Consider the following 22331-nt stretch of genomic DNA (forward strand, 5'->3'; position numbering starts at 1 on the left):
GTCGGTCATTGAAAAAAAACCGGCGCTGGCTGACAGCGTGAACCGCCAACAGCGCCGGGAGAGGGATCTTTCTGGCTGAGCGTTATGGCAGCGCGGCGACAACCGACAGCTCAACCAGGATTTGCGGTTCGCACAGCTTCGATTCAACGGTAGCGCGGGCCGGGGCGACGCCTTTTGGCAGCCACTGGTCCCACACCGAATTCATGCCTGCGAAGTGCGCGTCGATGTCTTTAAGGTAAATCGTCACTGACAGCAGACGGCTCTTGTCAGTCCCGGCCAGATCCAGCAAACGCTCGATGTTGGCGAGGGTTTCACGGGTCTGCTGTTCAATCCCGGCGCTCATGTCATCGCCGACCTGCCCTGCCAGATACACCGTACTGTTGTGGACAACGATCTGGCTCATGCGCTCATTGGTGAGCTGGCGCTGGATTGACATGTTTTGCGGACTCCTTGAGTTTGTTGCCATAACGGGAAATATCGAGGCCTTCGGCGCTGATCTGAGGTGTTCTCTTCGCCATCAGGTCAGCCAGCAAACGACCGGAACCACAGGCCATGGTCCAGCCGAGCGTGCCGTGGCCCGTATTCAGAAACAGATTTTTGAACGGCGTGGCGCCGACAATCGGGGTGCCGTCCGGAGTGGTCGGACGCAGGCCGGTCCAGAAGCTCGCCTGGGGCAGATCGCCGCCCTGAGGATAAAGGTCGTTGACGATCATCTCCAGGGTTTCGCGTCGACGCGGGTTCAACGACAGGTCAAAACCGGCAATTTCCGCCATGCCGCCGACGCGGATGCGATTGTCGAAACGGGTGATCGCGACCTTGTAGGTCTCGTCGAGAATGGTCGACGTCGGGGCCATCGCCGGGTTGATGATCGGCACGGTCAGCGAGTAACCCTTGAGCGGATACACCGGAGCCCGGATGCCCAACGGCTTGAGCAATTGCGGCGAGTAGCTGCCGAGAGCGAGCACGTAGCGGTCGGCGGTTTCCAGCTTGCCGTCGATCCACACGCCGTTGATGCGATCACCGGCGAAGTCGAGGCGCTGAATATCCTGGCCGAAACGGAATTCCACACCCAGTTTCGTGGCCATTTCGGCCAGGCGAGTGGTGAAGATCTGGCAGTCGCCGGTCTGGTCATTCGGCAGGCGCAACGCACCGGCGAGGATGTCGGTGACGCTGGCCAGGGCCGGTTCGACCCGGGCAATGCCGGCGCGGTCGAGCAGTTCGAACGGCACGCCGGACTCTTTCAGCACGGCGATGTCTTTGGCGGCGCCATCAAGCTGCGCCTGGGTGCGGAACAGCTGGGTAGTTCCCAGGCTGCGGCCTTCGTAGGCAATGCCGGTTTCGGCGCGCAATTCGTCGAGGCAGTCACGGCTGTACTCGGACAGGCGCACCATGCGCTCCTTGTTCACCGCATAACGGCTGGCGGTGCAGTTGCGCAGCATCTGCGCCATCCACAGGTATTGGTCGATGTCGGCGGTGGCCTTGATCGCCAATGGCGCGTGACGCTGCAACAACCACTTGATGGCTTTGAGCGGTACGCCCGGCGCGGCCCACGGCGAGGCATAACCCGGCGAAACCTGCCCGGCGTTGGCGAAACTGGTTTCCATGGCCGCCGCTGGTTGGCGGTCGACAACCGTCACTTCAAAGCCAGCCCGTGCCAGATAATAGGCACTGGCGGTACCGATGACGCCGCTACCCAAGACCAGAACGCGCATTTTCATATCCCTCATCGCGGCTTACCGCTGACGTTTATTGTGCAGACCGAAGATGTGGGCAGTTTAAAAAAGATTAGCCAGTGCTTTTCACTATATAAGTGCCTATATTTGGCGACAATTCTCGGCAAAAACCCTTTTCACGGAGGCGCATCCCCTATGCGGACCAACACTCAGACCAAACGTGAGCTGGACAAGATCGACCGCAACATCCTGCGGATCCTGCAAGCGGACGGGCGCATTTCCTTCACCGAGCTCGGGGAAAAGGTCGGCCTCTCCACCACGCCCTGCACCGAACGGGTACGGCGACTGGAGCGCGAAGGGATCATCATGGGCTACAACGCCCGCCTGAATCCGCAGCACCTCAAGGGTAGCCTGCTGGTGTTCGTCGAGATCAGCCTCGACTACAAATCCGGCGATACTTTCGAAGAGTTCCGACGCGCGGTGCTGAAACTGCCCCACGTACTGGAATGCCATTTGGTGTCAGGGGATTTCGATTACCTGGTGAAAGCACGGATTTCCGAAATGGCCTCGTACCGCAAACTGCTGGGCGACATCCTGCTCAAGCTGCCGCATGTGCGCGAATCCAAAAGCTATATCGTGATGGAAGAAGTGAAAGAGAGCTTGAACCTGCCGATTCCGGATTGACCCACCCGATCATTCCCACGCTCTGCGTGGGAATGCAGCCCGGGACGCTCTGCGTCCCAAGAGCCGAACGCGGAGCGTCCGTTGAGGCATTCCCACGCAGAGCGTGGGAACGATCACCCCTACACCAACACCTGCCGGGTGCTGGCCATGTACTCGTGAATCTGCTTCTCGACCCGCGGATGGATCAGCTCCACCGGTCGCCGCCCGTTAGGGCATGGCAATGTCTTGGTGGTACCGAACAGCCGACAGATCAGCGGTCGTTCGTCATACACCGTACAGCCATTGGGGCCCAGATGGACGCAATTGAGTTCATCCATCGCCGCATCCTGCTCCGCCCGGGTCTTGCGCGGCAGGCGGGACATTTCTTCGGGCGAGGTGGTCACCGGCCCACAGCAGTCATGGCAGCCGGGCACGCACTCGAAAGAGGGAATCTGTTGGCGCAGCGTGCGAATTTTCTGACTGTTGCAACTCATCGAAGCGGTGACCGAATACGAAATAGACCGGGATTCTGACGCAAAAAACCCGATCCAGACAGCGCCAACCGACCGGTGTTGCCCGTGTCCGAAGCGGCGGCTTATGCTCCGTCAACTTTTTCAAACACATGCACCCAGGATGACCACATGAACGCCCCCGTTCAGCAACCTGCCTCGAACCATCAACACGCGGCCTCTTATTACGCCGCCAGCAGCCTGCCGCAGCCCGATCTTGCGGTGCTCACAGGTGAGCTGGTGGCGGACGTGTGCGTGGTGGGCGGCGGGTTCTCCGGGCTGAACACCGCCCTCGAACTGGCCGAACGCGGCTTCAGCGTGGTGCTGCTGGAAGCGCACAAGATCGGTTGGGGCGCCAGCGGACGCAATGGCGGGCAGTTGATTCGCGGTGTCGGCCATGGTCTCGACCAGTTCGCCAACGTGATCGGTGCAGACGGTGTGCGTCAGATGAAATTGATGGGCCTGGAAGCGGTGGAAATCGTCCGACAGCGGATCGAGCGTTTTCAGATCCCTTGCGACCTGACCTGGGGCTACTGCGACCTCGCCAACAAGGCTCACGAACTGGAAGGCTTCGCCGAAGACGCCATCGAGCTGCACAGCCTCGGTTACCGTTACGAAACCCGTCTGCTACAAGCCCACGAAATGCACAGCGTGGTGGGTTCCGAGCGCTACGTCGGCGGTTTGATCGACATGGGCTCCGGGCATCTGCACCCCTTGAACCTGGCACTCGGAGAAGCGGCGGCCGCCGGGCAATTGGGTGTGAGGCTGTTCGAACAATCGGCGGTGACCCGCATCGATTACGGCCCCGAGGTCAAAGTCCACACCGCCCAGGGCACGGTTCGCACGAAGACGCTGGTGCTGGGTTGCAACGCCTACCTCAACGATCTCAATCCGCAACTCGGCGGCAAGGTGCTGCCCGCCGGCAGTTACATCATCGCCACCGAACCCTTGAGCGAAGAACAAGCCCACGCGCTGCTGCCGCAAAACATGGCGGTCTGCGATCAACGGGTGGCGCTGGATTATTACCGACTCTCGGCGGACCGACGCTTGCTGTTCGGCGGCGCCTGCCATTATTCAGGACGCGACCCGAAAGACATCGCCGCGTACATGCGACCGAAGATGCTGGCGGTGTTCCCGCAACTGGCCGGGGTGAAAATCGACTATCAATGGGGCGGGATGATCGGTATCGGCGCCAATCGCCTGCCGCAGATCGGTCGGCTCAAGGAGCAGCCGAATGTGTATTACGCCCAGGCTTATTCCGGTCATGGGCTGAACGCCACGCATCTGGCGGGGAAATTGGTGGCCGAGGCTATTAGCGGCCAGCAGAGCGGTGGTTTCGACCTGTTTGCCAGGGTGCCACATATCACCTTCCCGGGGGGCAAGCATTTGCGTTCTCCGCTGTTGGCGTTGGGGATGTTGTGGCATCGACTGAAGGAGTTGGTCTGATCGGTTAGCTGCGTTCTTACGGGCCTCATCGCGGGCAAGCCCGCTCCCACAGGGATTAGCGGTGAACACAATTCTTGTGAACACCAGCAACCATTGTGGGAGCGGGCTTGCCCGCGATGAGGCCCGCAAGAACGTCATAAAACTCAGATCCGCCAGAACGGCTTAAGCCCCTCCTCCCGCGCCTGCTCTCGACTCAACCCGACATCGTTGAGCTGCTCCGGTGTCAACGTCAGCAACACCTTGCGCGTGTGCAGACGATGCCAGAACAGGCCCCAGCGACCCAGGCAGGACGGTGCGTTGCGCATCACCGCCTCGCGTGTGCCGTTTTTTTGCCCTGCCGCCAGTTCCTGACTGTGTAACGTCAGCCGCACATCGCTCAAGCCGTTCATTTTCATTGCTCCTGTTTACTTGGGTAGCCAGAGCTTTCATGATGCGCGGACGGCGAAAAGCATTACAGATTCAACAATGGTGTATTAACTCCATACAGATTTTCTGTTTCTGCCTCTGAATTACATATTTTTGCCTCATCTGTACTGGTTAACCGAATCACTCACACCGAGACTGCGCCATGACCCTCTACGTCAATCTCGCCGAGTTGCTCGGCACGCGTATCGAACAAGGCTTCTATCGCCCCGGCGACCGGTTGCCCTCGGTGCGAGCGCTGAGTGTCGAACACGGGGTCAGCCTGAGCACGGTGCAGCAGGCCTATCGAGTGCTGGAAGACGTAGGTCTGGCTATGCCCAAACCCAAGTCCGGTTACTTCGTACCGGTGAGTCGCGAACTGCCAGAGCTGCCAGCGGTTGGCCGGCCAGCCCAACGGCCAGTGGATATTTCGCAATGGGATCAAGTGCTGGAACTGATCCGCGCCGTACCGCGCAAGGACGTCGTGCAACTGGGGCGCGGCATGCCGGACATTACCACGCCGACCATGAAACCGCTGCTGCGCAGCCTGGCCCGAATCAGCCGTCGGCAGGACATGCCCGGTCTGTATTACGACAACATCTACGGCACCCTCGAATTGCGCGAACAAATCGCTCGCCTGATGCTCGATTCCGGCTGCCAGTTGAGCGCCAACGATCTGGTAATCACTACCGGTTGCCACGAAGCGCTGTCCACCAGCATCCGCGCCATCTGCGAGCCGGGTGACATCGTGGCGGTGGACTCACCGAGCTTTCACGGCGCCATGCAGACGCTCAAAGGCCTGGGCATGAAAGCCCTGGAAATCCCTACTGATCCGCTCACTGGCATCAGTCTCGAGGCTTTGGAACTGGCCTTGGAACAATGGCCGATCAAGGCCATACAGTTGACCCCCAACTGCAACAACCCGTTGGGCTACATCATGCCGGAGGCGCGCAAACGTGCGCTGTTGACGCTCGCACAGCGTTTTGACGTGGCGATTATCGAGGACGATGTGTATGGCGAACTGGCCTACACCTACCCTCGCCCACGCACGATCAAATCCTTCGACGAAGACGGCCGCGTCCTGCTCTGCAGTTCTTTTTCCAAGACCCTGGCACCAGGCCTGCGCATTGGTTGGGTCGCACCGGGCCGTTATCTGGAACGGGTGCTGCACATGAAGTACATCAGCACTGGCTCCACCGCGCCGCAACCGCAGATTGCGATTGCCGAGTTTCTCAAGGCCGGGCACTTCGAACCGCATTTGCGGAAGATGCGCACGCAATACCAGCGCAATCGCGACGCGATGATCGACTGGGTAACCCGCTACTTCCCCGCCGGTACCCGGGCTAGCCGTCCGCAAGGCAGCTTCATGCTGTGGGTCGAACTGCCGGAGGGCTTCGATACCCTGAAACTCAATCGGGCGCTGCATGACCAAGGCGTTCAGATTGCAGTCGGCAGCATCTTTTCCGCCTCTGGCAAATACCGCAACTGTCTGCGGATGAACTACGCTGCCAAAACAACCCCGCAGATCGAAGAAGCAGTGCGCAAGGTCGGTGCGACAGCCATCAAACTGCTCGCGGAAACTGACTGACCTTTCTTCGGGATGCGGCGTCCATATGCTAACCGCCACCATCCGGAATACGCTCCGTGAGAATCAGACAGCCCCTGCTTGCTCTTCTGTTACTCGCCTCGCTCCTTGGTGGTTGTACAACACTCAATGTCCCTCGCGAACCGAGTCAGGCCCTGCCAGCGGCCGATTCGGCGTTCGGCCGTTCGATCCAGGCCCAGGCCCTCCCCTATAAGGGCCAATCGGGTTTTCGCTTGCTCTCCGACAGCGCCGAGGCCTTCACCGCCCGCGCCGAGCTGATTCGCAACGCTCAAAGCAGCCTCGATCTGCAGTACTACATCGTCCATGACGGCATCAGCACACGAATACTGGTGAGCGAGCTGCTCAAGGCCGCCGACCGCGGCGTGCGGGTGCGGATTCTGCTCGACGACACCACCAGCGATGGCCTGGACCGGATCATCGCGACCCTCGCCGCCCATCCGAAGATTCAGATCCGCGTATTCAACCCGCTGCACCTGGGCCGCAGCACCGTCGTTACGCGAACGATGGGCCGGTTCTTCAACCTGTCGCAGCAACACCGGCGCATGCATAACAAACTGTGGGTGGCGGACAACAGCGCGGCGATCGTTGGCGGGCGCAACCTGGGGGACGAGTATTTCAATGCCGAGCCCAACCTGAATTTCACCGACATCGACATGCTTGGTGTCGGCCCGGTTGCAGAGCAACTGGGGCACAGCTTCGATCAGTACTGGAACAGCGCCCTGAGCAAGCCGATCGAGCAGTTTCTCTCGACCAAGCCGACAGCCAGGGATCTGAAAAACACCCGGACCCGGCTGGATGAATCCCTGGAGGAAACGCGCAAACAGAACCACGCGCTTTATCAGCAGTTGATGGCCTACACCACTCACCCGCGCCTGGATGTCTGGCGCAGGGAGCTGATCTGGGCCTGGAACCAGGCATTGTGGGACGCACCGAGCAAGGTATTGTCCAAGGGCGAGCCGGATCCGCACTTGTTGCTGAGCACCCAGTTGGCGCCCGAGCTCAACGGGGTCAGCAAAGAGCTGATCATGGTCTCGGCCTACCTCGTACCCGGCCAACCGGGGCTGGTTTACCTGACCGGTCGCGCCGATGCCGGCGTATCGATCAGTGTGCTGACCAACTCACTGGAAGCCACCGACGTACCGGCCACGCACGGTGGTTACGCACCTTATCGCAAAGCCTTGCTGGAGCATGGAGTGCAGCTGTTCGAATTACGCCGTCAGCCCGGCGACAACGGTGATAGCGGCAGCGGGCCGCGCCTGTTTCACAGCGGGACCTACCGTAGTTCCGACTCCAGCCTGCACAGCAAGGCGATGATTTTCGACCAACAGAAAGCCTTCATCGGCTCGTTCAATTTCGACCCGCGATCGGTACTGTGGAACACCGAAGTCGGGGTACTGGTGGACAACCCGCAGCTCGCCGGACGAGTGCGTGAACTGGCACTGGAGGGTATGGCGCCAGCCCTCAGCTATCAGGCCCGGCTGGAAAAGGGTCAGATCGTCTGGGTCACCGAAGATGACGGCAAGCAGCACACATTGACCAAAGAACCGGGGGGTTGGTGGCGACACTTCAATTCATGGCTCAGCAGCATGGTCGGCCTGGAGCGGATGTTGTAGCTTCAATTGCCAAGATCGCAGCCTTCGGCAACTCCTACAGGGATCGCATTTCAACTGTAGGAGCTGACGAAGGCTGCGATCTTTTGATCTATACCGGCTGCACCACACCAAACGCCCCTTGCCGCGATACCAGAATCACCAGCCCCAACGCGCCCGCCGCCATCAGCAACGGCAAGGCATGCCCGCTGATCCACTGGCTCCCGGCACCGGCTGCCAAAGGCCCGATCAGGCAACCAATTCCCCATAACTGTGCGATATGGGCATTGGCGCGCACCAAGGCATCGTCGCGATAACGCTCGCCAATCAAGATCAGCGATAAGGTGAACAAGCCGCCGGCACTGGCGCCAAACAACACCCACAGCGGCCAGATCAACAGCGTGTCGATCAGCAACGGAATCGCCAGGCTCGACAGCAACAAGAGCATCGCGCAACCGGTAAACAATGTACGTCGCGACAAGCGATCGGCCAGCGCGCCAATCGGCAATTGCAGCAAGGCATCACCCACCACCACCGTACTGACCATCGCCAAGGCGATTTCCGTGGTGAAGCCCTGACGCAGGCAATAGACCGGCAGCAAGGTCAGGATCATCGCTTCGAACGCCGCGAACAGCGACACCGCCCAGGCAATCGCCGGCAAGCCGCGGCAGAAGGTCAACAAGTCACCGAGGGTTACGCTGCAAGCTTCGCTGGTGGGTGCGCCGCCGCGGCCCAACAGCAGAAACGGTGACGTCATCAGCAAACCGACGCCGACCCAGAAACCATAATCATGCTCGGTGCCCAACGCCCCCAACAGTAACGGCCCGGCCAGCTGACTCAACGCGTAACTGCTGCCGTACAGCGCCACCAGTCGACCGCGCCATTGCTCAACCACCAGTTGGTTGATCCAGCTTTCACCGAGGATAAAGACGAGGGTCAGGATCACCCCGATCATCAACCGCAACACCAACCAGACCGGATAGCTCGGCCACACTGCCAGCAAACCGATGGACACCGCCCCGGCCCACAGGCACAGGCGCATCAGATTGGCCGTGCCAAGACGGGCCGCGAGGTGGCTGGAGATCTTCGCCCCCAGCAGTACGCCAATGGCCGGCATCGCCGCCATCACGCCGATCGCGAACGAGCCGTACCCCCAGCCTTCCAGACGCAGCGACACCAACGGCATGCTGACACCCAGGGCCAGGCCGACACTCAAGACAGACGCCAAAACGGCGAAATACGTCGCCCAACGCATGTTCCACGCTCCTGTGGATATTTTATGTACAGCGCAAAACACTGTGGGAGCGAGCCTGCTCGCGATGACGGAGCAACATTCAACATTGACGTCGACTGTCAGACCGCTATCGCGAGCAGGCTCGCTCCCACAAGGGATCTATGTTGCATCGGGCCCCGGATATGAACCGGAGCCCTGCTACACATTACAACTTGATCCAGGTCGCCTTCAGCTCGGTGTACTTGTCGAACGCGTGCAGTGACTTGTCGCGACCGTTGCCGGACTGTTTGAAGCCACCGAACGGCGCGGTCATGTCGCCGCCGTCGTACTGATTGACCCACACGCTACCGGCACGCAAAGCCTTGGCGGTCAGGTGAGCCTTGGAGATGTCGGCAGTCCAGACTGCAGCGGCCAGACCGTAAGGCGTGTCGTTGGCGATCTGGATGGCTTCTTCAGCGCTGTCGAAGGTGATGACCGACAACACCGGACCAAAGATTTCTTCCTGGGCAATTTTCATCGCGTTGCTCACGCCATCGAAAATCGTCGGCTCAACGTAAGTGCCACCGGTTTCCTGAAGAATGCGCTTGCCGCCCGCCACCAGTTTGGCGCCATCAGTGTGACCGGACTCGATGTAGGACAACACAGTGTTCATCTGCTGGGTGTCCACCAGCGCACCGACATTGGTTGCCGGGTCCAGGGGATTGCCCGGCTTCCAGGTTTTCAGGGCCTCGATCACCAGCGGCAGGAATTTGTCCTTGATCGAACGCTCGACCAGCAGGCGCGAACCGGCGGTGCAGACTTCGCCCTGGTTGAAGGCGATGGCACCGGCAGCGGCTTCGGCGGCGGCTTGCAGGTCCGGCGCATCGGCGAACACGATGTTCGGGCTCTTGCCGCCAGCTTCCAGCCAGACGCGCTTCATGTTCGATTCGCCGGAGTAGATCAGCAGTTGCTTGGCGATCTTGGTCGAACCGGTGAACACCAACGTGTCGACGTCGTTGTGCAGGGCCAGGGCCTTGCCCACGGTGTGGCCGTGGCCCGGCAACACGTTCAGCACACCTTTCGGAATACCGGCTTCAACCGCCAGCGCCGCAATGCGGATCGCTGTCAGCGGCGATTTTTCGGAAGGTTTGAGGATCACCGAGTTACCGGTGGACAGCGCCGGCCCGAGCTTCCAGCAGGCCATCATCAACGGGAAGTTCCACGGCACGATCGCGCCGACCACGCCGACCGGCTCGCGAGTCACCAGACCCAGCTGATCGTGCGGGGTGGCAGCGACTTCGTCGTATATCTTGTCGATGGCTTCACCGCTCCAGCTCAGGGCTTGCGCCGCGCCGGGAACGTCGATGTACAGGGAATCGCTGATTGGCTTGCCCATGTCCAGGGTTTCGAGCAGAGCCAGCTCTTCGGCGTGCTGTTTGAGCAGGCCGGCAAAACGAATCATGGTGGCTTTGCGTTTGGTCGGCGCCAGGCGCGACCAGCTGCCGGAATTGAAAGTGGCGCGGGCGTTGTCCACGGCACGCTGGGCGTCGGCGGCGTCACAGCTGGCAATCTTGCCCAGCAGACGGCCATCGACCGGACTGATGCACTCGAAGGTCTCGCCGGAGACGGCATCGGTGTATTCGCCATTGATGTAGGCGCGGCCTTCGATCTTCAGATCGCGAGCCCGCTGTTCCCAGTCGGCACGAGTCAGGGTGGTCATTCGAGTGTCCTCCTCTTATTGAATACGAGTGCCCCGTGTTCTATGCGGGCGCTGTCAGGAATTCTGCCTGGCCAGCCTGCTTTTCGGCTCAAGGCAACCGTTACCCTAAACCAGCGGCTGGTGAAGTTTCAATATATTTGACACAAGGCTGGCAAACGGCCTTGCGATGTTCATTTTAATAAACATAGACTTTCAATTTTCCAGCGCAATCACGGGGGAATACCAGCATGAGCATTCAGGATATCGTCGATTTCAGCCAGGCCAACACCCAGCCCGATCGTTATCGGCCCGCCCCTGCAAAAGTCCTCAAGGGTGACCCCGAGCAAGCGGTGTACAACCACTACAACAGCCCGTGCGGGCAGATGAGCGCAGGTGTTTGGGAAGGCGAAGTCGGCCAGTGGCTAGTGAACTACACCGAGCACGAATACTGCGAAATCGTTCAGGGGGTTTCAGTGCTGCGTGACGGCGACGGCAACGCCAAGACCCTGCGCGTGGGCGATCGCTTCGTGATTCCGGCCGGTTTCAAAGGCACCTGGGAAGTGCTGGAGCCTTGCCGCAAGATTTATGTGGTGTTTGAACAGAAGGCTTGAGGAGTTGTGTTAGCTGGGCCAGCCTTTCGCGGGCAAGCCTCGGTGCATCGCGTCCACTCTGTAGGAGCGAGGCTTGTCCGCGAAGGCGCACTGGCAGCCAACGCATAACCGACAGGCAACAAAAAAGGCCCGTATCTCGCGATACGGGCCTTTTTCGTAAGTCGGGAAAAATCAATTACTTGATTTTGCCTTCCTTGTAGATCACGTGCTTACGAACAACCGGATCAAATTTCTTGATCTCGATTTTGTCCGGAGTAGTGCGCTTGTTCTTGTCGGTAGTGTAGAAGTGACCAGTACCGGCGCTCGAAATCAAACGAATCAATTCACGCATGATTAGCTCCCTTAGATCTTGCCGGCTTTGCGGATTTCGGCCAGCACGACAGTGATGCCACGCTTGTCGATGATACGCATGCCTTTGGCAGATACGCGCAGACGCACGAAACGTTTCTCTTCTTCAACCCAGAAGCGGTGATGCTGCAGGTTCGGCAGGAAACGACGACGGGTTTTGTTGTTTGCGTGGGAAATGTTATTCCCAGTCACCGGACCCTTACCGGTAACTTGACATACTCTCGACATGCCTCAGCCCTCTAAAACCACATGCCCAACCCGGCATGGGTTGGCCGCTTAATCTCTCAGTCATTTGGCGCCAGGCGCCGCGTTTCTTTAGAGGTCTTACCGGCTACACCTACAGTGAAGGAACCGGGCCCCTAGAAAAGAGCGCTGCTTTATACCAGAAAGACTGGAGAGCAACAACATTCCGTATGCGCGGACTTGATAAATTCCCCATTTTTCGGCCGCCGGGCGCCTTGGATAAAGGCTGTCGCCGATCAAGACCGCTCGTCGCAGAGAATCGGCCAACCGACCGATTCCGGGTTTTCCTCGGCCCGCATCACCGAAACAAGCGCACATAGTCCCCTTAAAATGAAAAAGGGGATAGTCATTTGCAAAAGAGCCCACTAGGGTAAGCCTTTTCCAGACTGCACTTGCAGATGGGCCTTCGATCTGTAAAGGAATCCGACCATGCGCCTCGCTGCCCTACCGCTGCTGCTCGCCCCGCTTCTACTGAGCCCACAGGCTATGGCTGCCGCCCTGAGCGTCTGCACCGAAGCCAGCCCGGAAGGGTTCGATGTGGTGCAATACAACTCGCTGACCACCACCAACGCCTCGGCCGACGTGCTGATGGACCGCCTGGTGGACTTCGACACGGCCAGTGGCAAAGTGGTCGCCAGCCTGGCGGACAGCTGGGAAGTCACGCCCGACGGCCTGACCTACGTCTTCAAGTTGCACCCGCAGGTGAAATTTCACCGCACCGAATACTTCAGCCCGACGCGTGACCTGACCGCCGAAGACGTGAAGTTCAGCTTCGACCGCATGCTCGACCCGGCGAACCCATGGCACAAAGTCGCCCAGAGCGGCTTCCCGCACGCCCAGTCGATGCAGTTACCGGGGTTGATCAAGAAGATCGACGCACTGGACCCGCTTACCATCCGCTTCACCCTCGACCACCCGGACTCGACTTTCCTCCCCACTCTGAGCATGGGTTTCGCTTCGATCTACTCGGCCGAGTACGCGGACAAACTGCTGAAGGCCGGCACGCCGGAGAAACTCAACAGCCAGCCGATCGGCAGCGGCCCGTTCATCTTCACGCGCTTCCAGAAAGACGCCTCGATTCGCTACAAGGCCAACCCGGATTACTTCCGTGGCAAACCTTCGGTGGACCCGCTGATCTTTGCCATCACTCCGGATGCCAACGTGCGTTTGCAGAAATTGCGCCGCAACGAGTGCCAGATCGCCCTGTCGCCCAAACCGCTGGACGTACAGGCGGCGCTGAAAGAGCCGACCCTGAAAGTCGAAAAGACCGATGCCTTCATGACCGCCTTCGTTGGCATCAACAGCCAGCATCCGCCGCTGGATAAACCTGAAGTACGCCAGGCGATCAATCTCGCGTTCGACAAGGCCAACTACGTCAAAGCCGTGTTCGAAGACACCGCCGAACCCGCCAACGGCCCATACCCGCCCAATACCTGGAGTTACGCCAAAGGCTTGCCGGGCTATTCGCATGACGTCGAAAAGGCCCGTGCGCTGATGGCCAAGGCCGGGCTCAAGAATGGTTTCCAGACCACCATCTGGACCCGCCCTTCCGGCAGCCTGCTGAACCCCAATCCGAGCCTCGGCGCACAATTACTTCAGTCTGACCTGGCGGAAATCGGCATCCAGGCCGAAATTCGGGTGATCGAATGGGGCGAACTGATTCGCCGCGCCAAGGCCGGCGAGCACGACCTGTTGTTCATGGGCTGGGCTGGCGACAACGGCGACCCGGATAACTTCCTCACACCGCAGTTTTCCTGCGCGGGGGTCAAATCCGGCACCAACTTCGCCCGTTACTGCAACCAGGACCTGGACAAGCTGATCAGCGCCGGCAAGACCACCGGCGAGCAAGGTGTGCGCACCAAGCTCTATGAACAGGCCCAGGCGCAGATCCAGCAACAGGCGTTGTGGCTGCCACTGGTGCACCCGACGGCCTTCGCGCTGACACGTAAGGATGTTCAGGGTTACTCGGTCAGCCCGTTTGGCCGGCAGGACTATTCGAAGGTCAACTTCAAATAATTAGCGTCACCATAAAACCTGTGGGAGCGGGCTTGCTCGCGAAGGCGGCCTATCAGTAGACATTGATATCGACTGACACGACGCCTTCGCGAGCAAGCCGCTCCCACATTGGTTTCGTATTCTTCCGGCCTCCTCTCACATCCACCCATACTCGGCCATGGACAGCGGATCGCCGTCACCGACGATGAAATGATCGAGTACCCGCACATCGATCAGGTCCAAGGCCTCTTGCAGGCGCTTGGTCAGCATTCGGTCGGCCTGACTGGGGTCGGGATTGCCCGACGGGTGGTTGTGGCACAGGATCAGCGCTGCGGCGTTATGGGCCAGAGCGCGTTTGACCACCTGCCGTGGATAGACGCTGGTGTTGTCGATGGAGCCGCGGAACAGCGCTTCGAACGCCAATACCCGGTGCCTGGAGTCCAGAAACAGGCAGCCAAACACCTCGTGGGGCTCATGGCGGAGCATCGACTTCAGATAATCACGCACAGCCTGCGGACTTTCCAACGCCGACTTATAGCGCGAACGTTCGGCCAAATGCCGTCTGCCCATTTCCTGAACTGCCTGCAACTGAGCGAATTTCGCGGGTCCGAGTCCTAATTGTTTGCTGAATGTTTTTTGATCAGCCTCCAGTAGCGAACGCAGGCCGCCAAACTGAGTCAACAAGTGTCGCGCCAGATCTACTGCACTTTTGCCGGATACGCCGGTACGCAAAAAAATCGCCAGCAGTTCGGCGTCCGAAAGACTCCCCGAGCCTAACTCCAGTAACCTCTCCCGCGGCCGCTCGGCCGCCGGCCAATCGCGAATGCTCATAACACCTCCATGTCTGTGGGCGCCGCTGTTCCGTAGCGGTCGCTGTGATATCGTAGCCCATCTTTTTTGCGGGCGATTTCACTCCTGGGGAGGGGGTATCGCCATGCAGTCATCAACGAAATGAAAGGCAGACCTATGCAGCGGCTGTATCGGAAACGCATCGTTCTGGGCGTCGGCGGCGGTATTGCTGCCTACAAGAGCGCCGAGCTGGTTCGCCGCCTGATCGACCAGGGCGCCGAAGTGCGCGTGGTCATGACCCGCGGCGGCAGCGAATTCATTACCCCGCTGACCATGCAGGCCTTGTCCGGGCATCCGGTCCATCTCGATTTGCTGGACCCTGCGGCCGAAGCCGCGATGGGCCACATCGAGCTGGCCAAATGGGCCGACCTGGTGCTGATCGCCCCCGCCACCGCGGACCTGATCGCCCGCCTGGCCCAAGGCATTGCCGACGACCTGCTGACCACGCTGGTGCTGGCCACCGACGCGGTGGTCGCGGTTGCCCCGGCGATGAACCAGGCCATGTGGCGCGACCCGGCGACCCAGGCCAACCTGCACACCCTCGAAAGCCGTGACCTCAAGGTCTTCGGCCCGGCCTCCGGCAGCCAGGCCTGTGGCGACGTCGGCATGGGCCGCATGCTCGAAGCCACCGACCTCGCCCAATGCGCGGCAGACTGCTTCCAGCGCCAGGCGCTGACCGGCAAACACGTGCTGATCACCGCCGGCCCGACCCAGGAAAACATCGACCCGGTGCGCTACATCACCAACCACAGCTCCGGCAAAATGGGCTTTGCCCTGGCCGAAGCCGCGGTAGAAGCCGGCGCCCGCGTGACCCTGATCACAGGTCCCGTGCATCTGCCGACCCCGGATCGCGTCACGCGCATCGACGTGGTCAGTGCCCGCGACATGCTCGCCGCCTGCGAAGCGGCGATCCCTTGCGACCTGTTCATCGCCTCTGCTGCGGTCGCGGACTACCGCCCGGAAGTCGTCGCCCCACAGAAACTCAAGAAAGACCCTACGAACGGCGACGGCTTGTTGCTGCAGATGGTGCGCAACCCGGACATCCTGGCCACCATCGCCACCCGTCCCGACCGTCCGTTCAGTGTCGGTTTCGCCGCCGAAACCGAACACTTGCTCGATTACGCTGCACGCAAGTTGAAAGACAAGAACCTCGATCTGATCGTCGCCAATGACGTCGCGAACCCGAGTATTGGCTTCAACAGCGAAGAAAACGCCTGCAGCGTGATCGACCGTGAGCTGCACGCCACACTCTTCGCCCAGACCAGCAAGAGCAAGATTGCTCGCCAGCTGATCACTTTTATCGCCGAACGTCTGAACCAGGTTTAATTTACATGCACGCTTTGCAAGCCAAGATCCTCGACCCCCGCATCGGTACTGAATTCCCGCTGCCACAGTACGCCACGCCAGGCTCCGCCGGCCTCGACCTGCGCGCCATGCTGGAAAAAGACACCGTCATCAAGCCGGGTGAAACCCTGCTGATCCCTACCGGCCTGTCGGTGTACATCGGCGATCCGGGCCTGGCGGCTTTGATTCTGCCGCGCTCGGGTCTGGGCCATAAGCACGGCATCGTGCTGGGCAATCTGGTCGGCCTGATCGACTCCGATTACCAGGGCCCGCTGATGGTGTCGTGCTGGAACCGTGGCCAGACCGATTTCAACATGGTGGTAGGCGAACGCCTGGCCCAATTGGTGCTGGTACCGGTCGTTCAAGCGCATTTTGAAATGGTCGAAGAGTTCGTCGAAACCCAGCGTGGTACCGGTGGTTTCGGACACTCGGGCAGCCACTGATCATGGGCATTCAGGCTGGGAGCGCTGCCCGGCCTGACCTGTCCTCTGCATTTTAAGGATGAAAATTGCAAAGACGTCACCTGGAAGGTTTACCACTGGAAATCAAGGCATTGGCCGGCCAATTGCTCGCCGATGCTGATGGCATGGCCTTTACACACCACGAACTCTCTGCCGAAAACGCCGTCATACCCTTCAGTTTGAGCCAGCCCACGAATTTTTCGCAGGCTTGTCCAGCCACTTTAGAGATGGAGCATTTCCAGAAATGAGCACCCCAGCCCAAGTCGCACCCAAGTTCCCCGACAGCATCTTCCGCGCCTACGACATTCGTGGCACCGTCCCGGAATTCTTGAACGCTGAAACAGCTTATTGGCTTGGTCGCGCCATCGGCTCCCAGAGCCTGGCCCAGAACGAACCCAACGTATCCGTCGGCCGTGACGGCCGCCTGTCCGGCCCGGAACTGGTGGAACAACTGATCCAGGGCCTGGCCGACAGCGGTTGCCACGTCAGCGATGTCGGCCTGGTGCCAACGCCTGCGCTGTACTACGCCGCCAACGTACTGGCCGGCAAATCCGGCGTGATGCTCACCGGCAGCCACAACCCGTCGAACTACAACGGCTTCAAGATCGTCATCGCTGGCGACACCCTGGCCAACGAACAGATCCAGGCCCTGCACGAGCGCCTCAAGACCAACAACCTGAGCAGCGGCAAGGGCAGCATCACCAAGGTCGAAATCCTCGACCGCTACAACACTGAAATCGTCCAGGACATCAAACTGGCCCGCCGCCTCAAAGTCGTGGTCGATTGCGGTAATGGCGCGGCCGGCGTGATTGCCCCACAACTGATCGAAGCCCTGAACTGCGAAGTCATCCCGCTGTTCTGCGAAGTCGATGGCAACTTCCCGAATCACCACCCGGACCCGGGCAAGCCTGAAAACCTCGTGGACCTGATCGCCAAGGTCAAGGAAACCAACGCCGACCTGGGCCTGGCCTTCGACGGCGACGGCGACCGTGTGGGCGTTGTCACCAACACCGGCAGCATCGTCTTCCCTGATCGCCTGTTGATGCTGTTCGCCCGCGACGTCGTGGCGCGCAACCCGAACGCGGAAATCATCTTCGACGTCAAATGCACCCGCCGCCTGATCCCGCTGATCAAGGAATATGGCGGTCGGCCGCTGATGTGGAAAACCGGTCACTCGCTGATCAAAAAGAAAATGAAACAATCCGGCGCCCTGTTGGCCGGCGAAATGAGCGGGCACATCTTCTTCAAGGAGCGCTGGTTCGGTTTCGACGATGGCATTTACGCCGCCGCACGGCTGCTGGAGATCCTCAGCAAGGAAAAATCCACCGCGGAAGAGTTGTTTGCGACCTTCCCGAACGATATTTCTACGCCAGAGATCAATATCCATGTGACCGAAGAGAGCAAATTCAGCATCATTGATGCACTGCACGATGCGCAATGGGGCGAAGGCGCCGACCTGACCACCATTGACGGCGTGCGAGTCGACTATGCCAAAGGCTGGGGCCTGGTTCGCGCCTCCAACACCACACCGGTGCTGGTGCTGCGCTTCGAGGCCGATGACGAGGCTGAATTGCAGCGCATCAAGGATGTGTTCCACGTCCAACTGAAACGCGTTGCACCTGATCTCCAATTACCGTTTTGATCTATAGAAACACCCGGAGCCCTGAATGACCCTCGAACGCGAAGCCGCCGCCAACACCGCCAAGGTCCTGTCCGAAGCGCTGCCTTACATTCGCCGCTATGTCGGCAAGACGCTGGTGATCAAATACGGCGGCAACGCGATGGAAAGCGAGGAGCTGAAAACCGGCTTCGCCCGCGACATCGTGCTGATGAAAGCCGTCGGCATCAATCCGGTGGTGGTTCATGGTGGCGGCCCGCAAATCGGCGACCTGCTCAAGCGTCTATCGATCGAGAGCCACTTCATCGATGGCATGCGCGTGACTGACGCGCAGACCATGGACGTGGTGGAAATGGTCCTCGGCGGCCAGGTCAACAAAGACATCGTCAACCTGATCAACCGTCATGGCGGCAGCGCCATCGGCCTGACCGGTAAAGACGCCGAGCTGATTCGCGCGAAAAAGCTCACTGTCACCCGTCAGACGCCGGAAATGACCCAGCCGGAAATCATCGACATCGGCCACGTCGGCGAAGTGGTCGGGATCAACACCGACCTGTTGAACCTGCTGGTCAAAGGCGACTTCATCCCGGTGATCGCGCCAATTGGCGTCGGCGCCAACGGCGAGTCGTACAACATCAACGCTGACCTGGTGGCCGGTAAAGTGGCCGAAGCGCTGAAGGCTGAAAAGCTGATGCTGCTGACCAACATTGCCGGCCTGATGGACAAGTCGGGCACGGTTCTGACCGGCCTGACGACCCAACAGGTCGATGACCTGATCGCCGACGGCACTATCTATGGCGGCATGCTGCCGAAGATTCGTTGCGCGCTGGAAGCGGTACAAGGCGGTGTGGGCAGCTCGTTGATCATCGATGGCCGGGTGCCAAACGCGATTCTGCTGGAAATCTTCACCGATACGGGTGTGGGTACGCTGATCAGTAATCGCAAGCGTCACTAAGCCACACAAACCAAAAGACCCCGCTCAGCCTGGCTGAGCGGGGTCTTTTTTTGTTCCGCAATTCCTGTGGGAGCGGGCTTGCCCGCGATAGCTATCTGTCAGCCAACATCGCCGTCGAGTGTGAATCCGTCATCGCGGGCAAGCCCACAAGGAATTGCGGTTAGACGCCGAATTGTGCGCGGTAGGCTTCAACCGCCGGCAGGTGTTGCTTGAGCTGCGGGTCATCTGCCAGGAACTCGAGCACCTGATTCAGCGAAACAATGCTGATAACCGGGATGCCGAAGTCACGCTCCACTTCCTGGATGGCCGACAACTCGCCGTTGCCACGTTCCTGACGGTTCAGGGCGATCAACACGCCCGCGGCTTTGGCGCCGTCCTGGGAAGCGATGATCTGCATCACTTCACGGATGGCGGTGCCTGCGGTAATCACGTCGTCGATGATCAGCACGTCGCCGGTCAATGGCGCGCCGACCAGGCTGCCGCCTTCACCGTGGGCCTTGGCTTCCTTGCGGTTGAAGCACCATGGCAGATCACGACCATGATGTTCGGCCAGCGCCACGGCGGTGGTCGCCGCCAACGGGATGCCTTTGTAGGCCGGGCCAAACAGCACGTCGAACGAAATACCGCTCTCGACGATGGCTGCCGCATAGAAACGACCCAGCTGCGCCAAGGCAGAACCCGAGTTGAACAGGCCGGCATTAAAGAAGTAAGGACTGGTGCGCCCAGACTTCAGGGTGAACTCACCGAAGCGCAAAACGCCACGATCAATGGCAAAACGAATGAAGTCGCGCTGATACGCTTGCATGAAAAAAACCCCAAATACCACGGATTTAGCTAATTAGGTAGACGCCGTGTATCATACCCGCACGCGATTTTTGGGGCCACTTATGCGGATCATCAGTGTGAACGTCAATGGTATTCAGGCTGCAGTCGAGCGTGGTTTGCTCAGTTGGCTGCAAGCACAGAATGCCGACGTCATCTGCCTGCAGGACACCCGCGCCTCCGCCTTTGAACTGGACGATCCAGCCTTCCAACTGGATGGCTACTTCCTTTATGCCTGCGAAGCTGAAGTTCCCGCCCAAGGTGGCGTGGCTTTGTACTCGCGGTTGCAACCGAAGGCAGTCATCAGCGGTCTCGGCTTCGAGACAGCCGACCGCTACGGGCGTTACCTGCAAGCCGATTTCGACAAGGTCAGCATCGCGACCTTGCTGCTCCCTTCGGGGCAGAACGGCGATGAAGATTTGAACCAGAAGTTCAAGCTAATGGACGACTTCGCCCGTTATCTGGATAAACAGCGGCGCAAACGTCGCGAGTACATTTATTGTGGCTCGCTGTACGTGGCGCAACAGAAGCTGGATATCAAGAACTGGCGCGACAGCCAGCAATCCCCGGGCTTCCTGGCACCTGAGCGTGCCTGGATGGACGAGATTGTCGGCAACATGGGTTATGTCGATGCCCTGCGCGAAGTCAGCCGTGAAGGCGACCAGTACAGCTGGTGGCCGGACAACGAACAGGCCGAGATGCTCAACCTGGGCTGGCGTTTCGATTACCAGTTGCTGACCCCTGGCCTGCGCCGCTTCGTACGCAGCGCACGCCTGCCACGTCAGCCACGGTTCTCGCAGCACGCACCGCTGATCGTGGACTACGACTGGACGCTGACAATCTAAGCGTCTTTTCGCAGACGCAAAAAAGCCGACTTCACTGTCGGCTTTTTTGTGGGCAATGATTATTCAATGTGGGAGCGGGCTTGCTCGCGAAGACGGCTTAACATTCAACATTGAAGTTGACTGACCCACCGCATTCGCGAGCAAGCCCGCTCCCACAGGGGATTGGTGTCGGCGTTTACTTGATCAGGCGCCACGTGAATGGGTAACGGTAAGGGAACCCTTCATTGGCTTTAACGCCAGCAATGATCGTCAGCACCAGCGCACCAATCGCGACCAGACCAAACAGGAAAAACCCGATGATCACCACCATCAGCAGGAAGCAGATGGCGGAAGCAATGGCGACGGTGATCTGAAAGTTCAGCGCCTCCTTGCCTTGCGCGTCGATGAACGGGTCGGACTCGCGCTTCATCTGCCAGAGAATCAACGGCCCGATCAGCGTGCCAAATGGCAGCCAGATCCCCAGCAAGGCGGACAGGTGACAAAACATCGCCCACTGACGAACCTCTCGGCTCGGTGTGGGTAGCGGCAGTTGCTCGTCACTCATGGCGTCCTCCTTGCGTGGAGCAGGTCCGATCAGTCGGCCAGTGCGGCCTTCTGCAGTTCGAAAATCTCGATCATGCCTTTCTTCGCCAGTGCCAGCATCGCGTTCAGCTCTTCCGGCTGGAACGGCGCGCCTTCGGCAGTGCCCTGTACTTCGATGAAGCCGCCAGTGCTGGTCATCACCACGTTGAGGTCAGTCTCGGCAGCCGAATCTTCCAGGTAGTCGAGGTCAAGCACAGGCTCGCCCTGGTACATGCCCACCGAAACGGCAGCGATCATTTGCTTGAGCGGGTCGCCACCTTTGAGGCCGCCACGCTTCTTGATCACTTTCAAGGCGTCGATCAGTGCAACCATCGCACCGGTAATGGACGCGGTGCGGGTGCCGCCGTCGGCCTGGATCACGTCGCAGTCGACGTACAGGGTGACGTCGCCCAGCTTGGTCATGTCCAGCGCAGCGCGCAGGGAACGACCGATCAAACGCTGGATTTCCAGCGTACGGCCGCCTTGCTTGCCGCGGCTCGCTTCACGCTGGTTACGCTCGCCGGTAGCGCGGGGCAGCATCCCGTATTCGGCGGTCAACCAACCCTGACCCTGACCTTTGAGGAAACGCGGCACGCCATTCTCGACGCTGACGGTGCAGATGACCTTGGTATCACCGAACTCGACCAGTACAGAACCCTCGGCGTGTTTGGTGTAGTTGCGGGTAATGCGGATCGAGCGGAGCTGATCGGCAGCGCGACCACTTGGACGTTTCATAGGGATTACCTGTACGGAGGACGGAAAACTGCCGAGCATTATAGAGCCGTGGGCCGCCAGTGGGCACTTCTAAAAATATCGCCCGACGATTGAAGCCCCTGAATAGAGCTTAGCCGACGGCCTGCAGCTCTTTGTCACAGCGTG

Annotated in this window: 23 protein-coding genes and 1 pseudogene; 12 read left to right on the forward strand and 12 right to left on the reverse strand. The window is 59.7% G+C overall.

Features of this window, described 5'->3' with window-relative positions:
- Positions 1-82: 82 nt before the first annotated feature.
- Positions 83-436: a RidA family protein gene (locus IB250_RS17570; protein ID WP_123499481.1), complete on the reverse strand. Its 354-nt coding sequence runs from the start codon at positions 434-436 to the stop codon at positions 83-85.
- Entirely contained in the window at positions 408-1712 is a 1305-nt protein-coding gene (gene dadA, locus IB250_RS17575) for a D-amino acid dehydrogenase (protein ID WP_038983584.1), read from the reverse strand. The genes IB250_RS17570 and dadA overlap by 29 nt, the downstream gene beginning before the upstream one ends.
- Before the next feature lie 156 nt (positions 1713-1868).
- Between dadA and IB250_RS17580 the strand changes: the two genes are divergently transcribed.
- The gene (locus tag IB250_RS17580) at positions 1869-2357 is read left to right on the forward strand and encodes an Lrp/AsnC ligand binding domain-containing protein (protein ID WP_003206849.1); all 489 of its coding nucleotides are present in this window, start codon (positions 1869-1871) and stop codon (positions 2355-2357) included.
- Between the two features lie 119 nt (positions 2358-2476).
- Here IB250_RS17580 and IB250_RS17585 read toward each other — a convergent pair whose 3' ends face one another.
- The gene (locus tag IB250_RS17585; protein ID WP_007894729.1) at positions 2477-2830 is read right to left on the reverse strand and encodes a YkgJ family cysteine cluster protein; all 354 of its coding nucleotides are present in this window, start codon (positions 2828-2830) and stop codon (positions 2477-2479) included.
- A gap of 147 nt (positions 2831-2977) precedes the next feature.
- On the opposite strand from IB250_RS17585, the gene IB250_RS17590 reads away from it, so the two are divergent.
- Positions 2978-4291 (forward strand): NAD(P)/FAD-dependent oxidoreductase, encoded by a 1314-nt coding sequence (locus tag IB250_RS17590; protein WP_192345044.1) that lies wholly within the window; start codon positions 2978-2980, stop codon positions 4289-4291.
- A gap of 143 nt (positions 4292-4434) precedes the next feature.
- Here the strand turns inward: IB250_RS17590 and IB250_RS17595 are convergent, their stop codons facing one another.
- Complete coding sequence (locus IB250_RS17595; RefSeq protein ID WP_192345045.1) at positions 4435-4680, reverse strand: DUF1127 domain-containing protein; 246 nt, start codon at positions 4678-4680, stop codon at positions 4435-4437.
- Between the two features lie 179 nt (positions 4681-4859).
- On the opposite strand from IB250_RS17595, the gene IB250_RS17600 reads away from it, so the two are divergent.
- Complete coding sequence (locus IB250_RS17600; RefSeq protein ID WP_192345046.1) at positions 4860-6281, forward strand: PLP-dependent aminotransferase family protein; 1422 nt, start codon at positions 4860-4862, stop codon at positions 6279-6281.
- A gap of 56 nt (positions 6282-6337) precedes the next feature.
- A complete protein-coding gene (locus tag IB250_RS17605; RefSeq protein ID WP_192345047.1) occupies positions 6338-7912 on the forward strand; it encodes a phospholipase D family protein in 1575 nt (524 codons plus the stop codon).
- An 88-nt stretch (positions 7913-8000) separates the two neighbouring features.
- Here the strand turns inward: IB250_RS17605 and IB250_RS17610 are convergent, their stop codons facing one another.
- On the reverse strand, positions 8001-9143 hold the full coding sequence (locus IB250_RS17610; protein ID WP_192345048.1) for an MFS transporter: 1143 nt from the start codon (positions 9141-9143) through the stop codon (positions 8001-8003).
- Between the two features lie 184 nt (positions 9144-9327).
- Positions 9328-10821 carry an aldehyde dehydrogenase gene (locus tag IB250_RS17615; protein WP_192345049.1) on the reverse strand — a complete coding sequence of 498 codons (1494 nt, stop codon included), beginning with the start codon at positions 10819-10821 and terminating at the stop codon, positions 9328-9330.
- 227 nt (positions 10822-11048) lie between these two features.
- On the opposite strand from IB250_RS17615, the gene IB250_RS17620 reads away from it, so the two are divergent.
- The gene (locus IB250_RS17620; RefSeq protein ID WP_192345050.1) at positions 11049-11411 is read left to right on the forward strand and encodes a cupin domain-containing protein; all 363 of its coding nucleotides are present in this window, start codon (positions 11049-11051) and stop codon (positions 11409-11411) included.
- Between the two features lie 175 nt (positions 11412-11586).
- On the opposite strand, the gene rpmG is transcribed toward IB250_RS17620, so the two are convergent.
- Together rpmG and rpmB are read right to left on the reverse strand one after the other, a co-directional pair.
- Positions 11587-11742: a 50S ribosomal protein L33 gene (gene rpmG / locus IB250_RS17625; protein WP_007894709.1), complete on the reverse strand. Its 156-nt coding sequence runs from the start codon at positions 11740-11742 to the stop codon at positions 11587-11589.
- Between the two features lie 11 nt (positions 11743-11753).
- Positions 11754-11987 carry a 50S ribosomal protein L28 gene (rpmB, locus tag IB250_RS17630; RefSeq protein ID WP_007894701.1) on the reverse strand — a complete coding sequence of 78 codons (234 nt, stop codon included), beginning with the start codon at positions 11985-11987 and terminating at the stop codon, positions 11754-11756.
- Between the two features lie 444 nt (positions 11988-12431).
- Here rpmB and IB250_RS17635 point away from each other — a divergent pair, with 444 nt between their 5' ends.
- Complete coding sequence (locus tag IB250_RS17635) at positions 12432-14018, forward strand: ABC transporter substrate-binding protein (RefSeq protein WP_192345051.1); 1587 nt, start codon at positions 12432-12434, stop codon at positions 14016-14018.
- A gap of 135 nt (positions 14019-14153) precedes the next feature.
- Here IB250_RS17635 and radC read toward each other — a convergent pair whose 3' ends face one another.
- On the reverse strand, positions 14154-14828 hold the full coding sequence (radC, locus tag IB250_RS17640; protein ID WP_192345052.1) for a RadC family protein: 675 nt from the start codon (positions 14826-14828) through the stop codon (positions 14154-14156).
- A 135-nt stretch (positions 14829-14963) separates the two neighbouring features.
- On the opposite strand from radC, the gene coaBC reads away from it, so the two are divergent.
- From coaBC to argB, 5 genes and pseudogenes are all read left to right on the forward strand, one after another.
- A complete protein-coding gene (gene coaBC, locus IB250_RS17645; RefSeq protein WP_063342132.1) occupies positions 14964-16172 on the forward strand; it encodes a bifunctional phosphopantothenoylcysteine decarboxylase/phosphopantothenate--cysteine ligase CoaBC in 1209 nt (402 codons plus the stop codon).
- Positions 16173-16177: 5 nt separating this feature from the next.
- Positions 16178-16633: a dUTP diphosphatase gene (dut, locus tag IB250_RS17650; protein ID WP_007894692.1), complete on the forward strand. Its 456-nt coding sequence runs from the start codon at positions 16178-16180 to the stop codon at positions 16631-16633.
- 65 nt (positions 16634-16698) lie between these two features.
- Complete coding sequence (locus IB250_RS17655; protein ID WP_123720225.1) at positions 16699-16899, forward strand: hypothetical protein; 201 nt, start codon at positions 16699-16701, stop codon at positions 16897-16899.
- A pseudogene (locus IB250_RS17660) lies at positions 16890-18293 on the forward strand (phosphomannomutase/phosphoglucomutase); the annotation flags it as partial. The gene IB250_RS17655 and the pseudogene IB250_RS17660, both read left to right, overlap by 10 nt.
- Before the next feature lie 25 nt (positions 18294-18318).
- Positions 18319-19224: an acetylglutamate kinase gene (gene argB / locus IB250_RS17665; protein ID WP_007894690.1), complete on the forward strand. Its 906-nt coding sequence runs from the start codon at positions 18319-18321 to the stop codon at positions 19222-19224.
- A 160-nt stretch (positions 19225-19384) separates the two neighbouring features.
- On the opposite strand, the gene pyrE is transcribed toward argB, so the two are convergent.
- The gene (pyrE, locus tag IB250_RS17670; protein ID WP_007894680.1) at positions 19385-20029 is read right to left on the reverse strand and encodes an orotate phosphoribosyltransferase; all 645 of its coding nucleotides are present in this window, start codon (positions 20027-20029) and stop codon (positions 19385-19387) included.
- Between the two features lie 82 nt (positions 20030-20111).
- Between pyrE and IB250_RS17675 the strand changes: the two genes are divergently transcribed.
- A complete protein-coding gene (locus IB250_RS17675) occupies positions 20112-20891 on the forward strand; it encodes an exodeoxyribonuclease III (RefSeq protein WP_007934608.1) in 780 nt (259 codons plus the stop codon).
- 175 nt (positions 20892-21066) lie between these two features.
- On the opposite strand, the gene IB250_RS17680 is transcribed toward IB250_RS17675, so the two are convergent.
- Both IB250_RS17680 and rph read right to left on the reverse strand, forming a co-directional pair.
- Positions 21067-21435, reverse strand: coding sequence for a DUF4870 domain-containing protein (locus IB250_RS17680; protein WP_030132446.1), 369 nt, complete (start codon positions 21433-21435; stop codon positions 21067-21069).
- Positions 21436-21464: 29 nt separating this feature from the next.
- Entirely contained in the window at positions 21465-22187 is a 723-nt protein-coding gene (rph, locus tag IB250_RS17685) for a ribonuclease PH (RefSeq protein ID WP_008007612.1), read from the reverse strand.
- Between the last annotated feature and the right edge of the window lie 144 nt (positions 22188-22331).

Source organism: Pseudomonas sp. PDM09 (genome assembly GCF_014852305.1).
Taxonomy (GTDB): Bacteria; Pseudomonadota; Gammaproteobacteria; order Pseudomonadales; family Pseudomonadaceae; genus Aquipseudomonas.